This is a genomic window from Tolumonas auensis DSM 9187, from assembly GCF_000023065.1.
Classification (GTDB): Bacteria; Pseudomonadota; Gammaproteobacteria; order Enterobacterales; family Aeromonadaceae; genus Tolumonas; species Tolumonas auensis.
In genome coordinates, this window is sequence record NC_012691.1 from 1,042,402 (window position 1) to 1,060,652 (window position 18,251).

18 protein-coding genes are annotated in these 18,251 nt (G+C 50.7%); 10 read left to right on the forward strand and 8 right to left on the reverse strand.

Going from position 1 to position 18,251, the window contains the following annotated elements; all coding sequences use genetic code 11:
* Positions 1 to 8 precede the first annotated feature (8 nt).
* Entirely contained in the window at positions 9 to 734 is a 726-nt protein-coding gene (gene trmB, locus TOLA_RS04935) for a tRNA (guanosine(46)-N7)-methyltransferase TrmB (RefSeq protein ID WP_012729186.1), read from the forward strand.
* A 67-nt stretch (positions 735 to 801) separates the two neighbouring features.
* On the opposite strand, the gene hemW is transcribed toward trmB, so the two are convergent.
* From hemW to TOLA_RS04965, 6 genes are all read right to left on the reverse strand, one after another.
* The gene (gene hemW / locus TOLA_RS04940) at positions 802 to 1,947 is read right to left on the reverse strand and encodes a radical SAM family heme chaperone HemW (RefSeq protein ID WP_012729187.1); all 1,146 of its coding nucleotides are present in this window, start codon (positions 1,945 to 1,947) and stop codon (positions 802 to 804) included.
* Between the two features lie 3 nt (positions 1,948 to 1,950).
* Positions 1,951 to 2,541 (reverse strand): RdgB/HAM1 family non-canonical purine NTP pyrophosphatase, encoded by a 591-nt coding sequence (gene rdgB / locus TOLA_RS04945; RefSeq protein WP_012729188.1) that lies wholly within the window; start codon positions 2,539 to 2,541, stop codon positions 1,951 to 1,953.
* A gap of 93 nt (positions 2,542 to 2,634) precedes the next feature.
* On the reverse strand, positions 2,635 to 2,925 hold the full coding sequence (gene yggU / locus TOLA_RS04950; protein WP_012729189.1) for a DUF167 family protein YggU: 291 nt from the start codon (positions 2,923 to 2,925) through the stop codon (positions 2,635 to 2,637).
* Positions 2,925 to 3,476, reverse strand: coding sequence for a YggT family protein (locus tag TOLA_RS04955; protein ID WP_012729190.1), 552 nt, complete (start codon positions 3,474 to 3,476; stop codon positions 2,925 to 2,927). The genes yggU and TOLA_RS04955 overlap by 1 nt, the downstream gene beginning before the upstream one ends.
* Positions 3,477 to 3,484: 8 nt before the next feature.
* Positions 3,485 to 4,309: a pyrroline-5-carboxylate reductase gene (gene proC, locus TOLA_RS04960; RefSeq protein WP_012729191.1), complete on the reverse strand. Its 825-nt coding sequence runs from the start codon at positions 4,307 to 4,309 to the stop codon at positions 3,485 to 3,487.
* A 5-nt stretch (positions 4,310 to 4,314) separates the two neighbouring features.
* Positions 4,315 to 5,016 (reverse strand): YggS family pyridoxal phosphate-dependent enzyme, encoded by a 702-nt coding sequence (locus TOLA_RS04965; RefSeq protein WP_012729192.1) that lies wholly within the window; start codon positions 5,014 to 5,016, stop codon positions 4,315 to 4,317.
* Between the two features lie 33 nt (positions 5,017 to 5,049).
* On the opposite strand from TOLA_RS04965, the gene TOLA_RS04970 reads away from it, so the two are divergent.
* From TOLA_RS04970 to yaaA, 3 genes are all read left to right on the forward strand, one after another.
* Positions 5,050 to 6,087 (forward strand): type IV pilus twitching motility protein PilT, encoded by a 1,038-nt coding sequence (locus tag TOLA_RS04970; protein WP_012729193.1) that lies wholly within the window; start codon positions 5,050 to 5,052, stop codon positions 6,085 to 6,087.
* 10 nt (positions 6,088 to 6,097) lie between these two features.
* Positions 6,098 to 7,204, forward strand: a complete 1,107-nt coding sequence (locus TOLA_RS04975) for a PilT/PilU family type 4a pilus ATPase (protein WP_012729194.1) — start codon at positions 6,098 to 6,100, stop codon at positions 7,202 to 7,204.
* 74 nt (positions 7,205 to 7,278) lie between these two features.
* On the forward strand, positions 7,279 to 8,061 hold the full coding sequence (yaaA, locus tag TOLA_RS04980; protein ID WP_012729195.1) for a peroxide stress protein YaaA: 783 nt from the start codon (positions 7,279 to 7,281) through the stop codon (positions 8,059 to 8,061).
* Between the two features lie 62 nt (positions 8,062 to 8,123).
* Here yaaA and srmB read toward each other — a convergent pair whose 3' ends face one another.
* Positions 8,124 to 9,440, reverse strand: coding sequence for an ATP-dependent RNA helicase SrmB (srmB, locus tag TOLA_RS04985; protein ID WP_012729196.1), 1,317 nt, complete (start codon positions 9,438 to 9,440; stop codon positions 8,124 to 8,126).
* Positions 9,441 to 9,545: 105 nt separating this feature from the next.
* Here srmB and TOLA_RS04990 point away from each other — a divergent pair, with 105 nt between their 5' ends.
* Positions 9,546 to 10,259: a tRNA1(Val) (adenine(37)-N6)-methyltransferase gene (locus TOLA_RS04990; RefSeq protein ID WP_041609468.1), complete on the forward strand. Its 714-nt coding sequence runs from the start codon at positions 9,546 to 9,548 to the stop codon at positions 10,257 to 10,259.
* A 7-nt stretch (positions 10,260 to 10,266) separates the two neighbouring features.
* Here the strand turns inward: TOLA_RS04990 and fldB are convergent, their stop codons facing one another.
* Positions 10,267 to 10,785: a flavodoxin FldB gene (gene fldB / locus TOLA_RS04995; RefSeq protein ID WP_012729198.1), complete on the reverse strand. Its 519-nt coding sequence runs from the start codon at positions 10,783 to 10,785 to the stop codon at positions 10,267 to 10,269.
* Between the two features lie 75 nt (positions 10,786 to 10,860).
* Between fldB and xerD the strand changes: the two genes are divergently transcribed.
* From xerD to lysS, 5 genes are all read left to right on the forward strand, one after another.
* Positions 10,861 to 11,757: a site-specific tyrosine recombinase XerD gene (gene xerD, locus TOLA_RS05000; RefSeq protein WP_041609704.1), complete on the forward strand. Its 897-nt coding sequence runs from the start codon at positions 10,861 to 10,863 to the stop codon at positions 11,755 to 11,757.
* A 34-nt stretch (positions 11,758 to 11,791) separates the two neighbouring features.
* Positions 11,792 to 13,414 (forward strand): DUF4139 domain-containing protein, encoded by a 1,623-nt coding sequence (locus TOLA_RS05005; protein WP_012729200.1) that lies wholly within the window; start codon positions 11,792 to 11,794, stop codon positions 13,412 to 13,414.
* 74 nt (positions 13,415 to 13,488) lie between these two features.
* Positions 13,489 to 15,213 (forward strand): single-stranded-DNA-specific exonuclease RecJ, encoded by a 1,725-nt coding sequence (gene recJ / locus TOLA_RS05010; protein ID WP_041609705.1) that lies wholly within the window; start codon positions 13,489 to 13,491, stop codon positions 15,211 to 15,213.
* 338 nt (positions 15,214 to 15,551) lie between these two features.
* Positions 15,552 to 16,650, forward strand: a protein-coding gene (prfB, locus tag TOLA_RS05015; RefSeq protein ID WP_012729202.1) for a peptide chain release factor 2 whose coding sequence is annotated in 2 segments (ribosomal slippage) — positions 15,552 to 15,626 and positions 15,628 to 16,650 — 1,098 coding nt in all. Because the reading frame shifts where the segments join, the coding sequence is not laid out codon by codon here.
* 17 nt (positions 16,651 to 16,667) lie between these two features.
* Positions 16,668 to 18,209: a lysine--tRNA ligase gene (gene lysS / locus TOLA_RS05020; protein WP_012729203.1), complete on the forward strand. Its 1,542-nt coding sequence runs from the start codon at positions 16,668 to 16,670 to the stop codon at positions 18,207 to 18,209.
* The last annotated feature ends 42 nt before the right edge of the window (positions 18,210 to 18,251 follow it).

An 18,251-nucleotide genomic window follows, 5' to 3' on the forward strand; every position in this document is an offset into this window, starting at 1 on the left:
GAGACACCATGACCGAGCATAATGAAATGAACGTCGGTGAAGAGACTACCGAAGATGGTAAATTCATGCGTCGTATCCGTAGTTTTGTACGTCGTGAAGGCCGTCTGACTAAAGGCCAGGAACGTGCATTACAGGAGTTATGGCCGGTGATGGGCGTTGAATTCCGCGATGAAATGCTGGATCTAACCGCGCTGTTTGGCCGTGAAGCGCCAGTGGTGCTGGAAATTGGTTTCGGCATGGGTAAGTCATTGGTTGAAATGGCTGCTGCTGCGCCTGAAAAGAATTTTATTGGTATTGAAGTGCATCGTCCGGGCGTGGGCGCTTGTCTGACTTCCGCTCAGGAAGCGGGCATTACTAATCTGCGTCTGTTTTGCCATGATGCGGTAGAGGTTCTGGGTCAGATGATCCCGGATCAGAGCATTGATACGCTACAGTTGTTCTTCCCTGATCCATGGCATAAATCGCGTCATCACAAACGCCGCATTGTGCAGCCTGCGTTTGTACAGATGCTGCGTCCGAAACTGAAAATCGGTGGTGTCTTCCATATGGCGACTGATTGGGAAAACTACGCAGAGCATATGCTGGAAGTGATGAATGCCGCTGAAGGGTTTGTGAATACCGTGGAAGGCGATTATGCGCCACGCCCTGATTCCCGTCCGCTGACTAAATTTGAACAGCGTGGCCACCGTCTGGGTCATGGTGTGTGGGATCTGTTGTTTGCCCGTCAGAGCTGAGCCTTTTAGTTTTAACGTCTGCTGAAAAGTTAACGGCCTGTTCTTAATCGAATCAGGCCGTTATTTTTTAATCTTCCATCAGCATCGTCAGCAGACTGTTCAGGTAACGATGACCTGTTTCTGTCACCTGCCATTCGCTTTCCGTTTGTTCCAGTAAACCCTGTTCATATGCACGTTTAAACAGCGGCTCTACCGATTCGGCGCTCAGGCTGGTCCGGGCGATAAATTCGTTTTTAGGAATGGGCTGGAACAGGCGCATCCGGTTCATAAAATATTCGAACGGACGATCGTCGTTTTCCACATTCCAGCACTGATCCAGGAATGTACGCTCCGGATCGAGATAGCCTTTCGGATGTTTCACTTTGGCGGTACGGATGATGCGATCTTCTGCCGGCAACGTGATTTTGCCGTGTGCGCCGCAGCCGATGCCGAGATAGTCACCGAACTGCCAGTAATTGAGATTATGCCGGCATTCGTAACCCGGCTTGGCGTAGGCGGAGATCTCATATTGCCGGTAACCGGCAGCCAGTAACAACTGATGGCCCTGTTCCTGTATATCCCACAGCGTTTCATCTTCGGGTAATACCGGCGGACGGGAGCCAAAAGCGGTGTTGGGCTCGATCGTCAGCTGATACCAGGAAAGATGCGGCGGGGCGATATCAATCGCCTGTTGCAGATCAAAGAGCGCATCACTGATAGTTTGCTCCGGTAAACCATGCATCAGATCGATGTTGAAACTGCGCAGTCCGGCCTGTCTGGCTTGCAAACCAGCAGCGACGGCTTGTTTCGGATCGTGAATACGACCTAAGCGCTGTAATTTCTCCGGCTGAAAGCTCTGTACGCCGATGCTGATGCGGGTCACGCCAGCTTGCTGATAACCAGCGAACCGACCTGCTTCCACCGTACCGGGATTCGCTTCCAGCGTAATTTCAATATCGTCAGCAAAAGGAATCCGTGTTGCAACGCCTTGCAGCAGGACCTTGATTGCTGCAGCGGAGAACAGACTTGGTGTACCGCCGCCGATGAAAATACTCTGTAACTGACGCCCCTGCACATAAGCCAGATCCGCATCCAGATCGGCCAGCAATGCTGCCACATAGTCTGTTTCCGGCACTTCCTGTTTCAGTGCATGTGAGTTGAAATCGCAGTACGGACATTTCTGTACGCACCAGGGAATATGGATATACAGACTCAGTGGCGGCAGTTGCAGCATAAATTACTCTTGCAGGGCTTTAACGAGTTTTGCCAGTGCTTTACCACGGTGGCTCAAACTATTTTTGGTAGCAGGATCTAACTCTGCAGCGGTGCAGTCCAGATCCGGTACATTGAAAATCGGATCATAACCAAAGCCATTTTCACCTGTTGGTTCGGTTGCCAGTGAGCCTTCCCAGCTGGCCTGACAGATGATCGGGGTCGGATCATCGGCATGACGCATATACACCAGCACACACCAGTAGCGGGCTGAACGTAATACGGCTGGTACACCGTTCATGTCTTCCAGCAGTTTTTCCAGATTGTCCTCGTCGGACGCATCTTCACCGGCATAACGCGCGGAATAAACACCAGGACGGCCCAGCAGTGCGTCAACTTCGATGCCTGAGTCATCAGCAATTGCCGGCAGTCCGGTAACACGGGCCGCATGGCGCGCTTTGATAATGGCATTTTCAACAAACGTAGTGCCTGTTTCCGGTACGCTTTCTACATTGAATTCACTTTGTGGTACGACTGCGTAATCCAGATCGGCCAGTAAGGCATTAAGCTCTTCAACTTTCTTTTTGTTGCCGGTGGCAAGAACGACCTTTTCCATATTCAGACTCCGAGTTCAAATCGTCGACATGATAACGTTGGATGCCGTTCTGTACCACCGATTAACGGCATGGAATGTCTTACAGAGGAGGGATCAGTCTGCTGACTGATCCAGTATTGCCGGAAGCTGCTGCGGAGAGGTAATGCGTACGGTTTTATGCCGTCCCAGTTCACCTTTGTGGATCACGATCTGGCTTTTGGCGACTTTAAACTGCTTGGCCAGAAATTTAATAAGATGGGCGTTTGCCTGACCATCTACCGGCGGGGCAGTAATCGCAATTTTCAGCTCTTCACCGTGCCAGCCCTGGATCTGATCCCGGCTGGCTTTAGGCTGGATGTAAACATCCAGCCATACTTCATCATTCTCTTTTCTGAAACCAGCCATTAAAGCTGGTTCCACAACGGTCCGACCAGATCTAGCATCAGGAAGTTAATACCCTGCAGGATCAGGAACAGCACCAGTACCGACAGATCCAGTCCGCCTAATGATGGCAGGAAACGACGGATCGGGCTGAGCAGTGGCTCTGTCAGCTGAAAGAGGACATATTCCACCGAACTGCGACCCTGACTGATCCAGCTTAAGATGGCCCGCGCGATCAGCACCCAGAACAGCAGGGAACCGGCTTGTTTCAGAACGACCAGAAAACTGAGTAGCAGCAGACCGGTTACGTTAATTTTCAAAATGCCGAGTGACATAAATGTCACGAATTTCAATACAGCGACCACATAGGCCAGCAGCAGGGACGCAAAATCAATGCCGCGGAAGCCGGGAATAACTCGACGTAATGGCGTCAGAATCGGATGCGTCAGTTTGACGCAGAACTGGCTCAGCGGATTGTAAAAATCGGCTTTGGTCCATTGCAGCCAGAAGCGTAACAGTACAACCATCAGATAAATGCTGAATACGGTATCCAGCAGAAAAAACAGTGTATTCATGAAGATCCTTAGAACAATGTTTCCATTTCTTCAGCCCGGTGCTGCGCGGCCTGCATGGCGGCACTTACCAACTCAGCCAGTTTACCTTCTTCAAAGGCGTTAATTGCAGCGGCAGTGGTACCACCTTTAGAAGTAACCTGGGCACGTAATGTCGCCAGTTCAGTTTCCGGATTGGCAATTACCATCTGCGCTGCGCCCAGTGCGGTTTCCTGTACCAGTTGACGGGCATCGTCGGCACTGAAGCCCATGCGTTGTGCTTCTTCTACCATGTATTGCATGAACAGGAAGAAGTAAGCCGGGCCGCTGCCTGAGGCTGCAGTAACGCCATTGATTGCGGCTTCATTGTCGACCCACACAGTTTTGCCGACCGCTTGCAGCATGTCCTGTGCAAACTGACGATCAGCTGCGTTTACCGGGGCTGATGCGAACAATCCGGTCATACCGATACCGATCAATGATGGGGTGTTTGGCATGCAACGAACGATATTCTGGTGACCATTCAGCAGACTCTGTATCCGAGCCACGCTGACGCCGGCTGCGATAGAGATGATCAGCTTGTTGCCGAAATCACCAATCGCCGGGGCCAGCTGTGTCAGCATTTCAGCCATAAACTGTGGTTTAACGGCCAGCACGATGACATCCGCGCCTTTCACCGCGGTAACATTATCATTGCTGCCGGTAATACCGAATTCGGCACCCAGTTGCTGCGCTTTATCGGCATCAATATCTGTGGCGTGGATTTTGCTGCCCGGGAAACCCGCGTTGATTAAGCCACTGATCAGGCTGCGTGCCATGTTGCCGGCACCGATAAAAGCAATATTTCTCTGTTCCATGATTCCTACTTATATTCTCTGCTTCCGAAGATTGCGGTTCCGATTCTTACCATGGTAGAGCCGCTGCTGATAGCGACTGACATATCATCGGTCATGCCCATAGATAATGTATCTACGGAAGGATATTGGTTTTTCAGACGGTTAAACAACTCTTGCATGTGCAGAAAATTATCACGAACGACGTCCAAGTCATCGGTATTTTCTGCAATTGTCATCAATCCGCGTAATTTTAAGTGGGGAAATTCGCTGATTATGCCAGCCAGGCCAAAAACTTCATCAGCAGTAATACCCGATTTGGTCCGTTCTCCGCTAATATTAACCTGAATACAAACGTTCAGTGCCGGAAGATTGGCTGGTCGTTGTTCATTGAGTCGTTGAGCTGTTTTTTCACGATCGATGCTGTGCACCCAATCAAAGTGCTCAGCCACCAGCTTGGTTTTATTGGATTGTAACGGGCCGATGAAATGCCATTCGATACCGGCATAATCGGATGAATTATTTAACTGTTGAATTTTAGTGATCGCTTCCTGCACATAAGATTCACCAAACAGCCGTTGTCCGGCCTGATACGCTTCCTGTATCGCTTCTACCGGTTTGGTTTTACTAACTGCCAGAAGCTTTATTTCATTCGGAGAGCGGCCAGCCTGACGGGCGTGAGAGGTGATCTGTTCTTTTATGGCAAGTAAGCGTGATTCGATATCATTCATTGTTTCAGTTTTTGTTGGGAGTGGGATTAATAAATGGATATAACCGAATTATTGGCCTTTGGTGTTAAACATAATGCATCAGACTTGCATCTGTCTGCCGGGTTGCCACCTATGATTCGTGTTGATGGCGATGTCCGGCGTATCAATGTACCGGCGTTAGAACATCGGCAGGTGCACAGTCTGGTATATGACATCATGAACGACCATCAGCGTAAGGTATTTGAAGAGGATTTGGAAGTCGACTTCTCGTTTGAGATACCGAATCTGGCTCGTTTCCGTGTGAATGCATTTAACCAGAGCCGGGGTGTGGCCGCTGCGTTCCGTACCATTCCGAGTAAGGTGCTGACGCTTGATGAACTGGGCGCTCCGCCGATATTCAGAGATATTGCTGAAAATCCAAGAGGGTTGGTTCTGGTTACCGGCCCGACAGGTTCTGGTAAATCCACCACGCTGGCAGCGATGATCGATTACATTAACGATCACTATAATCACCATATTATTACCATCGAAGATCCTATCGAATTCGTCCATCAGAGCAAGCAGTGTCTGGTTAACCAGCGTGAAGTGTTCCGTGATACCAAGAGCTTTAATGCGGCACTGCGTTCAGCGTTGCGTGAAGATCCGGATATCATTCTGGTCGGTGAAATGCGAGATCTGGAAACCATTCGTCTGGCACTGACTGCCGCGGAAACCGGTCACCTGGTGTTTGGTACTCTGCATACCACCTCTGCGGCAAAAACCATCGACCGTATTATCGACGTCTTCCCCGGCGAAGAAAAAGCGATGGTCCGTTCTATGTTGTCAGAATCCATGCGAGCCGTTATTTCCCAGACGCTGATGAAGAAAAACGGCGGCGGCCGTCTTGCTGCGCATGAGATCATGATCGGTATTCCGGCAATCCGGAACCTTATCCGTGAAGATAAAGTGGCTCAAATGTACTCAGTTATTCAGACCGGAATGGTGCATGGTATGCAAACCATGGACTATTGTTTAAAGAATCTGGTTTCGCGTGGTTTGATTTCTGTTCAGGACGCTAAAGCGAAGGCTGTTGATCCTAACTCCATACTGTAAGGATGATGTTATGGAACTGGCTAATTTATTGCGCATTTTGGTTGATGAAAAAGGGTCGGATTTATTTATTTCTGTCGGTATCCAGCCTTCACTTAAAGTGAACGGTAAGATCCGTCGTCTGGGCGATCAATTGCTGGAGGAAGATGAAGTTCTTAATCTGGTTCGCCAGACGATGACGGATGAGCGTTTTCGTTCATATGTGGAAAACAGAGAAGCGAACTTTGCGATCAATTGTCCCGGATTAGGCCGGTTCCGTGTCAGTGCTTTCTGGCAGCAGGATTGCCCGGGGTGCTCTATCCGGCGTATCGAGACGGTGATCCCAACCTGTGATGAGCTGTTTTTGCCAATGTCGGTTAAAGAACTGGCAATGGCAAAGCGCGGGTTGATCCTGTTTGTTGGTGCGACCGGTGCGGGTAAATCGACGACGCAGGCGGCAATGATTGGTTACCGTAACAGTCATGCGAACGACCATATTCTGACGATTGAAGACCCGGTCGAATTCGTGCATAAGCATGATCGCAGTCTGATCACGCAGCGTGAAGTCGGCTCGGATACGCTCTCGTTTGATGAAGGTCTGAAAAGTGCGTTACGCCAGGCTCCGGACGTTATTCTGATCGGTGAAATTCGTTCTGAAGAGACCATGGAATTTGCCTTATCGTTTGCGGAAACCGGTCATCTTTGCATGGCTACACTGCATGCGAATAATGCAAACCAGGCTATAGAACGTATTCTTCACTTGGTGCCGGCAGAAAAGCATCGTCTGCTGATGTACGATCTGGCATTCAACTTAAAAGCTATTGTGGCGCAGCAACTGGTGCCGACGATCGATGGTAAAAGCCGGCGGGCTGCATTTGAGATTATGCTTAATTCACCGCTGATCAGTGACATTATGCGTAAAGGTGAAGTGCATCGTCTGAAAGAGACAATGTCCCGTTCCCGCGAACTGGGCATGTCTACGTTTGATCAATCTTTGTTTGAGTTGTATCAGCAAGGTGCGATTGGCTTTGATGAAGCGCTGGCGTTTGCAGATTCAAGCAATGAAGTCCGCGTCATGATCAAGATGGCTGCTGGTGGTAATTTTGACTCTGGCATGCTGGATAACGTGACCGTCGCATAAGCAGCAATAACAGGGATGAAGTGGTAACATGTTGATAACAAGTTACTGCTTCATCCTTTTTTATTGAGGTGTATATGCTGGCTGTGCTGTCTCCTGCCAAATCTCTGGATTATGAATCTCCGCTCACTACTTCCCGTTTTTCTGAACCGGCACTGATGCATGAATCTGCATTACTGATTGAACAACTACGTCAGTTTGCACCGGCTGATATTGCTTCTCTGATGCATCTGAGTGACAAGCTGGCCGGACTGAATGTGGCGCGTTATGCTCAGTGGGAGCCGGTTGCAACACCGCAGAATGCCCGTCCTGCCGTGCTGGCATTTAATGGCGATGTTTATTCCGGTCTGGCTGCACAGGATTTTGATGATGCCGATCTGGATGTGGCGCAGCAGCATATCCGCATTCTCTCCGGGCTGTATGGTCTGTTACGTCCGCTGGATTTATTGCAACCGTACCGGCTGGAAATGGGCACTAAGCTCGGTAATCCGCGGGGAAAGGATCTGTATGCTTTCTGGGGCGATATTATTACCGGACATCTGAATCAGGCACTGACAGAGCAGGGGGATAATGTGCTGCTGAATCTGGCATCGGATGAATATTTCAAGTCGGTGAATGTCAAACGGCTGGCGGGGCGGGTGATCACACCGGTATTTCAGGACGAGAAAAACGGTAAATATAAAATCATCAGCTTTTACGCGAAAAAGGCACGCGGGCTGATGGCGCGGTATTTAGTAAAAGAACGCATCAGTAAGCCTGAGCAATTGCTGGATTTTACCGTGGCCGGTTACGGGTATTGCCCTGAGTTATCGACGGAAAACAAGTTGGTGTTTCGTCGTCCGGAAGATCTGTCGCAGTAACAGAAGAACAAAGTAGCAGAAGAATAAACCCGCCTGCGGGAACAGGCGGGATGGTGAGGCTGTTATTTAGACTCTGGTTTTTCAGCCGCTTTAGCTGCTTTTTCGGCGTGTTTTTTCGCCCAGTCTGGTTTGCCTTTGTTTTTGCTGACGCGATGACGGATTTTTTCTTTCGGTTTTTTCTCGTCTTTTTTCTCGTCTTCTTTTTTCTCTTTGCGCTTACCGGCGGGTTTGCTGATTTTGTGCTGCGGACGCATGCTGTCTACCACACGACGCATCATTTTTTCTTCAGCGTAACGCTCAACGCGTTCCATCATGCCAACGTCATGCGCTTCGATCAGGTTGATTGCACAACCTTTTTTGCCGGCACGACCGGTACGGCCGATACGGTGAATATAGGTGTCAGCAGAACGCGGCATGTCGTAGTTAAACACATGACTCACGTCCGGTAAGTCGATACCACGCGAAGCGACATCGGTTGCCACCAGAATTTTCACCCGGTCGGAACGGAAACGGTTCAGTGCTTCAATACGCTTTTCCTGTTCCATTTCACCGCGCAGCCAGGCGCAATCGATACCATTGGCCTGCAACTGACTGACCAGTTCTGCCAGGCGCTCACGGGTTTTAACAAAGATGATGCTGCGTGTTACGTCTTCCTGCTGCAGCAGGTATTTCAGCAGATTGAATTTATGCTCTGCAGTGTCAGCAAAATAAACCAGCTGCTGAATTTTCTTGCGTTCACTGCGTGGTGGTTCGGCATACAGCTCTGCCGGATCTTTCAGCAGGTCTTCGGCAAATTTCTTCAGACCCGCGCCTTCCAGCGTCGCGGAGAACAGCATGGTCTGTTTGCGCCAGCGGGCTTCAGCAGCGATACGATCAACATCACCGATAAAGCCCATATCCAGCATGCGGTCAGCTTCATCAAGCACCAGAATTTCAATATCACGGCTGTCGAAGCGTTCATCTTCAATGTATTGCATCAGACGACCGGGGGTCGCGATGATGATATCGACAGTTTTTTCTAATGCAGGAAGTTGTTTCTCTTCCGCAACACCACCGATGATGCTGGCAACTTTCATATGTGTGTAGGCAGCCAGTGCTTCGGCCTGTTCGGTGATTTGCAGAGCCAGCTCACGGGTTGGCGTTAAGATCAATGCACGGGCCGGGCCGGGACGGCGGCGCGGGAAATCGATCATGTGCTGCATAATAGGCAACAGGAATGCGGCTGTTTTACCGGTACCGGTCGGTGCGGAAGCCATCACATCGCGTCCTTCCATCGCCACCGGGATCACTTGTGATTGAATGGTGGTTGGGCGTTTGAAACCCAGTTCTTCCACGGCTTGCAGCAGAACGGGATCCAATTCTAAGGATTCAAAAGACATAAACGACTTCCTGACTTACAAATGAGGGCGCACATTATAGGCAAGTATGGCGTAAAATTCGCAGCTATTTTAGTGTTACTCAAAATTCAGAAGACGAAACATTGTATGGGTGGTCATAGTTTTACTTTTAAACAATTTCATATTGACCAGGATCGCTGTGCGATGAAGGTCGGTACCGACAGTATTGTTCTGGGCAGCTGGACGCCGGTCAGAGGGGCAAAACGCATTCTGGATATTGGTACCGGCACCGGTATTCTGGCGCTGATGCTGGCGCAGCGCACCGCACAACAGGTGCAGATCGATGCGGTGGAGCTGGATAAGGACGCGGTGAAACAGGCGGAGGAAAATATAAATGCTTCGCCATGGCGGGAACGTATTCGTGTTATCCGGCACGATATCCGTACTTTTCAGGCGCCCCATTACGATCTGATCATCAGTAATCCGCCTTATTTTGTTCACGGACAAACACTGCCTGATGCTGCCCGCCAGCTTGCGCGGCACACCGGGGAGCTGGATCAGACGGCCTTACTGGAAAGTGCAGCGCGATTACTGACGCCATTCGGTAAGCTGGCGCTGGTGCTACCGGTAGAAGAGGGTGAACAATTGGTTGCATTGGCAACAGCGGGTGGCTGGTATTTACAACGCCGTTGCCGGGTTGAGACCAAACGGGGTAAAGCGCCAAATCTGGTGCTGTTATTGCTGAGTCGCAAACCGGCAGAAACAGAAGAGGAGCAACTTTGCCTGCGTGAGACAGACAACCGTTACTCCCCGGAATTCATCGCACTGGCCGATGAGTTTTATCTGCGGATGTCAGCCTAGTTCTTGCTCAGCATAGCTGGGCAATCTCCTCCAGTACTTGCGGCAGCCATTTTTGCAGCCGCTCATCGGTCTGCTCATATTGGGTGACTTCATCCAGTGCCAGCCCACAAAAATAGCTGCCATCAGCGACCAGGGCTTTGGATGCGTCGAATTCATAGCCTTCATTTGGCCAGTAACCAACGATCTGACAACCTTTGGCCAGCAGTTTGTCATGCAATAATCCCATTGCATCCAGAAACCACTCGCCATAGGCTCCCTGATCGCCCAGCCCGAATAGCGCGACGATTTTACCGTTCAGATCAACCTGATCGATAACATCCCAGTTATTGGCCCAGTCTGTCTGAAGTTCACCGAAATCCCAGGTAGGAATACCGAGCAGCAGGATGGGGTAATCCGCCATTTTGCTGACCGGGGTATCCGCCAGATTATGGAGAGTAATTAAATCGGCACCCAGAATAGACTGGATTTTTTCTGCGACCATTTCGGTATAACAGGTGCTGGAGCCGTAAAACAGACCAATTTGCATAATGATTTCCGGACAACAAAACTGATTCCATGTTACAAAAGCACGGAGCGGATCGCCAATAAAGGTAACAAATTAATAATGAAACAAGATAACCCGCTGATAGAACAATTTCTGGATATGCTCTGGCTGGATCGCGGACTCTCGGATAATACCATTTCTTCTTACCGCACCGATCTGTATAAGCTGAATGACTGGCTGGATAGCAAAGCGTCCTCTTATCTGACTCTGGATACTTTGCTGCTGCACGCCTATCTGGCCTGGCGTATCGATCAGGGTTTTAAAGCCACGTCAACCGCCCGTCTACTCAGTGCGTTGCGCCGCTTCTATCAATTTCTGATCCGTGAACAGCTCCGGGCTGATGATCCGACGGTTGCGCTGGATAGTCCGAAATTACCGCTGCGTTTGCCGAAAGACATCAGTGAAGAGCAGGTGGAAGCATTACTGGCTGAGCCGGATGTGCAGGATCCTATCGAACTGCGTGATAAAGCCATGCTGGAGCTTTTATATGCCACCGGTCTGCGTGTCTCAGAGCTTGTCGGTTTGCAGATGCATCAGCTGGCATCGAATATGGCGTATGTGCGGGTAACCGGGAAAGGCAATAAAGACCGTCTGGTACCGACCGGCGAAGAGGCTCAATACTGGATACAGCGTTTCATGCGGGAAGGGCGGATGACGTTACTGCATGAACAGGCGTCGGATGTGTTATTTCCATCCAACCGTTCACAGCAGATGACGCGGCAGACGTTCTGGCATCGTATTAAGTTGTATGCCGTACGAGCCAACATTACCTCTGATCTGTCACCACATACCCTCAGGCATGCTTTTGCCACACATTTACTGAATCATGGCGCGGACTTACGTGTCGTGCAGATGTTGCTCGGGCACTCAGATTTATCGACCACACAGATTTATACTCATGTCGCTCAGGCGCGTTTGCAGGAGTTGCATCAGGAACATCATCCGCGCGCATAGTGCCGGATAGCAGAATTCGTTACGGGAGTGATTTATGTCTAATAAAGCAATACGCGTTTTTTCCTTCAGTGTACTGGCATTAATGGTGTCGTCAGCGATGGCGGAACAGGTGATCGAGAGTCAGATTTCTGCTGTTACCGTCTATCCGGCTTCTGCGACCGTGACCCGCACTTTTGCGGTTGAATTGCCTGCCGGCCCGCAGACGGTTCTGGTTGCCGGGTTGCCAGCCACCCTGGATGAAAACTCACTGCGTATTACGGGCAGTGGTGATAAAGGCAGTTCGGTCGCCAGTGTAGAACTTAAAAACGAAGTGCGCAGCGAACTGGTGTTACCGCGGGCAAAAGAACTGCAGGACAAACTCATCGCGCAGCAGGATCAGCTGGCATTACTGCAAGCCGATGAACTGGCACTCAACACCCAACAAATCTATCTGCAAAAACTGGCTGAACAGGGCGGTGGTGCTCGTTCCGACAGTAAATCTGCTGATAGCTCCGTGGCGCAATGGCGTACCGGCTGGCAGACGCTGGGTGCCGGAATGAAAGAGATTGGTGCGGCTAAAGTCGCGCTGGCAAAAGAAATTCGTGTAGTAAAACAGCAAATCGACGTGACGCAAAGAGAGCTGGAGCAGCTCAATAACCGCCAGCAGGACAACAAAATTGCTGTGGTTCATCTGCAGTCCGGTGGTGGCAAGTTGGCAATGAAGCTGAGTTATCAGCTTAGTGATGCAAGCTGGTATCCGGTGTATGACGCTAATCTTGATACGCAACAGAGCAAACTGGCCGTGACTCAGGCAGCTTATGTGCAGCAAAACACGGGTGAAAACTGGGATAACGTGGCACTGACATTGTCGACATTACAGCCGAGTGCCGCGGTAGAGCCGCCGGCATTATCCAGCTGGTGGATCGATTATCTGCAGCCGGTACCTCGCACCACCATGACGAAATCAGCTGGGCTGATGGAAGATCGGGTCATGCCGGAGATGATGGCAGCGGCCGCGCCGGTTGAAGAGCAAAAAGCAGCAGTGATCGACAGCGGTTATCATGTCTCTTATCAGATCCCGGGCAAGATCAGCCTCAATTCCAGCGAAGAAAAACAGCGGGTGGTGTTGCAACAGCAGCAGTGGCCGGTTGCGCTGAATTTACAGGTCGTACCACGTTTTGATACGCATGCGTATCTTTACGCCCGACTGGAAAATCCATCTGCCACACCATTGTTACCTGGCGAGTGGTTACTGCAGCGGGATGGCGTCAGAGTGGGCAAGGTGGATCAGCCATTACTGGCACCGAAAGATCAGATCGCCATGGGCTTTGGTGCTGATGATGCCGTTAAGCTTGAGTGGCAGACACTGAAAGATGAAGCCGGCCAATCCGGTGTGCTGAATAAACAGCAGACCCTGCAGCGTCACTATCAGCTGCAAGTTACTAACGGCCACAATAAGCCAATGACACTGACTGTGCTGGATAGCTGGCCTGTTTCCAAACAGCAGGATATCAAGGTGTCTGTGCTGGAAGGCACCGTTGCGCCGAAAGAACAGAACGTTGATCAGGAAGCGGGTATTCAGCGCTGGGAACTGCCTTTACCGGCAGGGAAAGCAGTGACTCTGGATACCGGTTATCAGGTGGCTTATCCGCAGGATAAGGAAATCGGTAATCTCTGATCTTGCTAATCGCTTATCAGCGGGCTAACGTGCTCGCTGATATAGCCTTCGATTGATCTGACAAATAATTCATGATGACTTTTAAGCTTCGCCGTCGCCCGCAGGTAGACGACTCATTTTTACCTGCGGATATTCCCGCCCGTTTACGCCAGATTTATGCCAGCCGCGGTATAAAACATGCCGATGAATTAAATCGCTCTGCCAGCAGTTTGCTGTCTCCGCAGGGGCTGAAAGGGTTGCCGCAGGCGTTAGAATTGCTGACCGACGCTTTGCAGCAGCAACGACGGATTGTCATTGTGGGCGATTTTGACTGCGATGGTGCGACCAGTACTGCGCTGATGATGCTGGCATTACGTGCGATGGGCGCACAGCAGGTCGCGTATCTGGTGCCAAACCGGTTTGAGTATGGCTATGGCTTGAGCCCGGAAATCGTCATGCTGGCGGCACAGCAAAAAGCAGAGTTATTGATCACGGTTGATAATGGCATCTCCAGTATTGCCGGTGTGGAAACTGCCCGTCAGCAGGGTATGAAAGTACTGATTACCGATCACCATTTACCCGGTGCGGAGCTGCCGCAGGCGGATGCGATTGTTAACCCGAATCAGCTGGGCTGTCAGTTTGGCTCCGGTAATCTGGCCGGTGTCGGGGTCGCCTTCTATCTGATGGCCGCATTGCGCAGTCATCTGCAACAGCTGGGGTGGTTTGCGCAGCAGAACATCACGGCACCGAATGTTGCTGATTACCTCGATCTGGTTGCTCTGGGCACAGTTGCCGATGTGGTCGCACTGGATAATAACAACCGGATCCTGGTTCATCAGGGATTACAACGCATTCGCGCTGGTCGTTGCCGGGCCGGAATTAAAGCCTTATGCGACGTGGCCGGGCGCGATCTTTCCCGTCTGACCGCCAGCGATCTGGGTTTTTTCCTTGGCCCGCGGCTGAATGCCGTCGGTCGTCTGGATGACATGACGATGGGGATTGCCTGTCTGCTTTCCAATGATGATCACGTCGCACGTCATCTGGCCTCACAGATGGACTCCCTGAATCAGGAACGTAAAGTCATTGAAGGCAGTATGCAACTGGAAGCGCAGGCAACGTTATCCCGGCTGAAGTCGCTGGAAGGTGAATTACCCGCCGCTCTGGTATTGCATCAGGATGACTGGCATCAGGGCGTGGTCGGGTTAGTGGCTTCGCGCATTAAGGAGCAGTATCACCGTCCGGTATTTGCGTTTGCTGAAGCCGGAGAGGATGAACTGAAAGGCTCCGGGCGTTCCATTCCGGGCTTACACATGCGTGATGCGCTGGAACGACTGGATCAGCTGCATCCCGGATTGATCAGCAAATATGGCGGTCATGCCATGGCTGCGGGTTTGTCTTTACCGAAATCAAGTCTGGAGCCATTCCGCGAACGTTTCACTGCCTTGGTTACTGAATGGTTAGCACCGGAACAGCTGACCGGTATGGTGCTGACGGATGGCGAGCTGTTCCCGCAGGAATTTTCTCTGGAGATGGCTGAGGCGTTACGCAGTGCCGGACCGTGGGGACAAGCGTTCCCGGAACCCTGTTTTGATGGGGTGTTTCATCTGCGGCATCAGCGGCTGGTCGGCAGTAAGCACCTGAAAATGGAAGTTGAAGTGCCGAATGGACCGCGCCTGGATGCGATTGCGTTCAATGTGGATCTGGCGCGCTGGCCGGATGCTTCGGTAGGGCAGGTGCAACTGGTCTATCGCCTGGATATCAATGAATGGCGCGGGCAACGTTCTGTACAGTTGCTGGTGGAACAGGTTGTTGCTGTGTGAACTAAAAAAAAGGCCCTGCATTTGACTGCGGGGCTAAATTACCGGTTTACAAAAAAGAATCGGTTTACAAAAAAGAATCGGTTTACGAAAACAGAATGAAGGTGGCTACATTTCCATTCAGATCAGCTGCCCGGGATCCAGAGTAATGCACATCAGCGGCTTTATGGATTTGTATGACTACTACTCATAAGGTTAGTCGATCCATCCCGGTTCGTTTCTGTTTAAAGCAGTAAATTGGCTGATGCGTGGCATTGATCACATTAACCCTGTTTATTCCCCGACCTATCCGTTAAAATAACGCGTTTTTTATAAATCCTACCTGAGAGAGAATCCCTTCAATGTTTGAAGTGAATCCTGTATTGAATAAACTCAAGGAGTTGTCTGAACGGACTGAACTCCTGAGGGGGTACCTTTGACTACGACGCCAAGAAAGAGCGTCTGGAAGAAGTAAGTGCCGAACTGGAACAACCTGAAGTCTGGAATGAGCCGGAAAGGGCTCAGGCGTTAGGTAAAGAGCGATCTGCACTGGAGAGTGTTGTAGCCACTATCGATGTTCTGACCCAAGGGGCAGAAGATGTCGAGATGCTGGTTTCACTGGCAGTGGAAGGGGAAGATGAAGAAACCTTCCATGAAGCGGAAACAGAAGCAGACGCCTTAGAGAAAAAACTGGTTGATCTCGAATTCCGTCGTATGTTCTCCGGCCAGCATGATGCTTCTGATTGTTACATGGATATTCAGTCCGGTTCTGGTGGTACTGAAGCGCAGGATTGGGCCGACATGGTGCTGCGTATGTACCTGCGTTGGGGCGAAGCACATGGCTATAAACCGGAACTGATCGAATGTTCGGATGGTGATGTGGCCGGTATCAAGTCCGCTACCATCAAATTTACCGGCGAATATGCGTTTGGCTGGTTGCGTACCGAAACGGGCGTTCATCGTCTGGTGCGTAAATCACCGTTTGATTCCGGTGGTCGTCGTCATACTTCATTCTGCTCCGCGTTCGTCTATCCGGAAATTGATGAAGATGTCGAGATCGAGATCAACCCGGCTGATCTGCGTATCGACGTTTACCGCGCTTCCGGTGCGGGTGGTCAGCACGTTAACCGTACGGAATCTGCGGTGCGTATTACCCACATTCCGACCAATACCGTGACTCAGTGTCAGAACGATCGTTCCCAGCACAAGAACAAAGATCAGGCGATGAAACAGCTCAAAGCCAAACTGTACGAGCTGGAAATGATGAAACAGAACGCCGAGAAACAGGCGCTGGAAGAGACCAAGTCCGACATCGGTTGGGGTAGTCAGATCCGTTCTTATGTATTGGACGATTCGCGCATTAAAGATTTACGTACTGGGGTGGAAACCCGCAACACGCAGTCAGTACTCGATGGCGATCTGGACAAATTTATTGAAGCCAGCCTGAAATCCGGGCTGTAATCCAAGCAGGAATCATCATGTCAGAACAGAACCAAACTCCGGACGCAGAACTGGACGTTCAGGAATTTAATAATGAAATGACGCAGCGTCGTGCCAAACTGGCTGAACTGCGTACTAAAGGTAATCCGTTTCCGAACGATTTCCGTCGTGATCAGATCTCCAATGAGCTGCATGCTGCTTTTGATGACAAGTCTCAGGATGAGCTGGCAGCTGAAAAGCATTATGTGAAAATTGCCGGCCGTATCATGACCCGTCGTATTATGGGTAAGGCTTCTTTTGCGACCCTGCAGGATATGGGTGGCAAGATCCAGATCTACGTAACCCGTGATGATCTGCCGGAAGGCTTCTATAACGAACAGTTCAAAAAATGGGATCTGGGTGACATCGTGGGTGTGGAAGGTTACATGTTCCGCACTAACACCGGTGAATTGTCTGTGCATACCACCAGCATTCGTCTGCTGACTAAAGCACTGCGCCCGCTGCCGGAAAAACATAAAGGTCTGACCGATCAGGAAGCGCGTTGCCGTCAACGTTACCTGGATCTGATTGCCAACGAAGAATCCCGCCGTACTTTCCAGATCCGTAATCAGGTGATGAACGGTATCCGTAACTTCCTGAACAGCAAAAACTTCATGGAAGTGGAAACCCCGATGATGCAGGTGATCCCTGGCGGCGCGTCTGCACGTCCGTTCGTGACGCATCACAATGCGCTGGATATCGATATGTACCTGCGTATCGCTCCGGAACTGTATCTGAAACGTCTGGTGGTTGGCGGCTTCGAGCGTGTTTACGAAGTTAACCGTAACTTCCGTAACGAAGGTATTTCAGTTCGTCATAACCCTGAATTCACCATGCTGGAATTCTACATGGCGTATGCGGACTATAATGACCTGATGGATCTGACCGAAGAGATGCTGCGTACTCTGGCGCAAAACATCCACGGTACCACCAAGATCCGTTATGCCAAAGACGGCGAAGAAGGGATCGAAATCGACTTTGGTCAGCCGTTTGCGCGTATGACCATGGTGGAATCTATTCTGAAATACGGCAATGACGTTAAAGCAGAAGAGCTGACTACACTGGAAGGTGCCATTGCGGTTGCTAAGCGTCATCACGTCGAACTGATGAAGAGCTGGGAACTGGGCCATGTGATCACCGCGATCTTCGAAGAGACCGCAGAACACATGCTGCATCAGCCTACTTTCATCACTGAATATCCGGCTGCAGTTTCTCCGCTGGCGCGTCGTAACGATGACAACCCTGAAGTTACTGACCGTTTTGAATTCTTCATCGGTGGCCGTGAAATCGCGAACGGTTTCTCTGAGCTGAACGATGCGGAAGATCAGGCTGAACGCTTCCAGGCACAGGTTGCCCAGAAAGAAGCAGGTGATGACGAGGCGATGTTCTACGATGCGGATTTCGTGACTGCACTGGAACACGGCTTGCCACCAACAGCTGGTCAGGGTATCGGTATCGACCGTCTGGTTATGTTGTTCACCAACAGCCACACCATCCGCGACGTTATCCTGTTCCCGGCACTGCGTCCGAGCAACAAGTAATCCGGAAGAATATAAGCGGCTCCGGTTTCGGGGCCGTTTTTT

Excerpts from the sequence above, each read along its gene's own strand:
- trmB (WP_012729186.1), top strand. The coding sequence starts at position 9 with ATGACCGAGCATAATGAAATGAACGTCGGTGAAGAGACTACCGAAGAT.
- hemW (WP_012729187.1), bottom strand. The coding sequence starts at position 1,947 with ATGCTGCAACTGCCGCCACTGAGTCTGTATATCCATATTCCCTGGTGC.
- rdgB (WP_012729188.1), bottom strand. The coding sequence starts at position 2,541 with ATGGAAAAGGTCGTTCTTGCCACCGGCAACAAAAAGAAAGTTGAAGAG.
- yggU (WP_012729189.1), bottom strand. The coding sequence starts at position 2,925 with ATGGCTGGTTTCAGAAAAGAGAATGATGAAGTATGGCTGGATGTTTAC.
- TOLA_RS04955 (WP_012729190.1), bottom strand. The coding sequence starts at position 3,476 with ATGAATACACTGTTTTTTCTGCTGGATACCGTATTCAGCATTTATCTG.
- proC (WP_012729191.1), bottom strand. The coding sequence starts at position 4,309 with ATGGAACAGAGAAATATTGCTTTTATCGGTGCCGGCAACATGGCACGC.
- TOLA_RS04965 (WP_012729192.1), bottom strand. The coding sequence starts at position 5,016 with ATGAATGATATCGAATCACGCTTACTTGCCATAAAAGAACAGATCACC.
- TOLA_RS04970 (WP_012729193.1), top strand. The coding sequence starts at position 5,050 with ATGGATATAACCGAATTATTGGCCTTTGGTGTTAAACATAATGCATCA.
- TOLA_RS04975 (WP_012729194.1), top strand. The coding sequence starts at position 6,098 with ATGGAACTGGCTAATTTATTGCGCATTTTGGTTGATGAAAAAGGGTCG.
- yaaA (WP_012729195.1), top strand. The coding sequence starts at position 7,279 with ATGCTGGCTGTGCTGTCTCCTGCCAAATCTCTGGATTATGAATCTCCG.
- srmB (WP_012729196.1), bottom strand. The coding sequence starts at position 9,440 with ATGTCTTTTGAATCCTTAGAATTGGATCCCGTTCTGCTGCAAGCCGTG.
- TOLA_RS04990 (WP_041609468.1), top strand. The coding sequence starts at position 9,546 with ATGGGTGGTCATAGTTTTACTTTTAAACAATTTCATATTGACCAGGAT.
- fldB (WP_012729198.1), bottom strand. The coding sequence starts at position 10,785 with ATGCAAATTGGTCTGTTTTACGGCTCCAGCACCTGTTATACCGAAATG.
- TOLA_RS05005 (WP_012729200.1), top strand. The coding sequence starts at position 11,792 with ATGTCTAATAAAGCAATACGCGTTTTTTCCTTCAGTGTACTGGCATTA.
- recJ (WP_041609705.1), top strand. The coding sequence starts at position 13,489 with ATGACTTTTAAGCTTCGCCGTCGCCCGCAGGTAGACGACTCATTTTTA.
- lysS (WP_012729203.1), top strand. The coding sequence starts at position 16,668 with ATGTCAGAACAGAACCAAACTCCGGACGCAGAACTGGACGTTCAGGAA.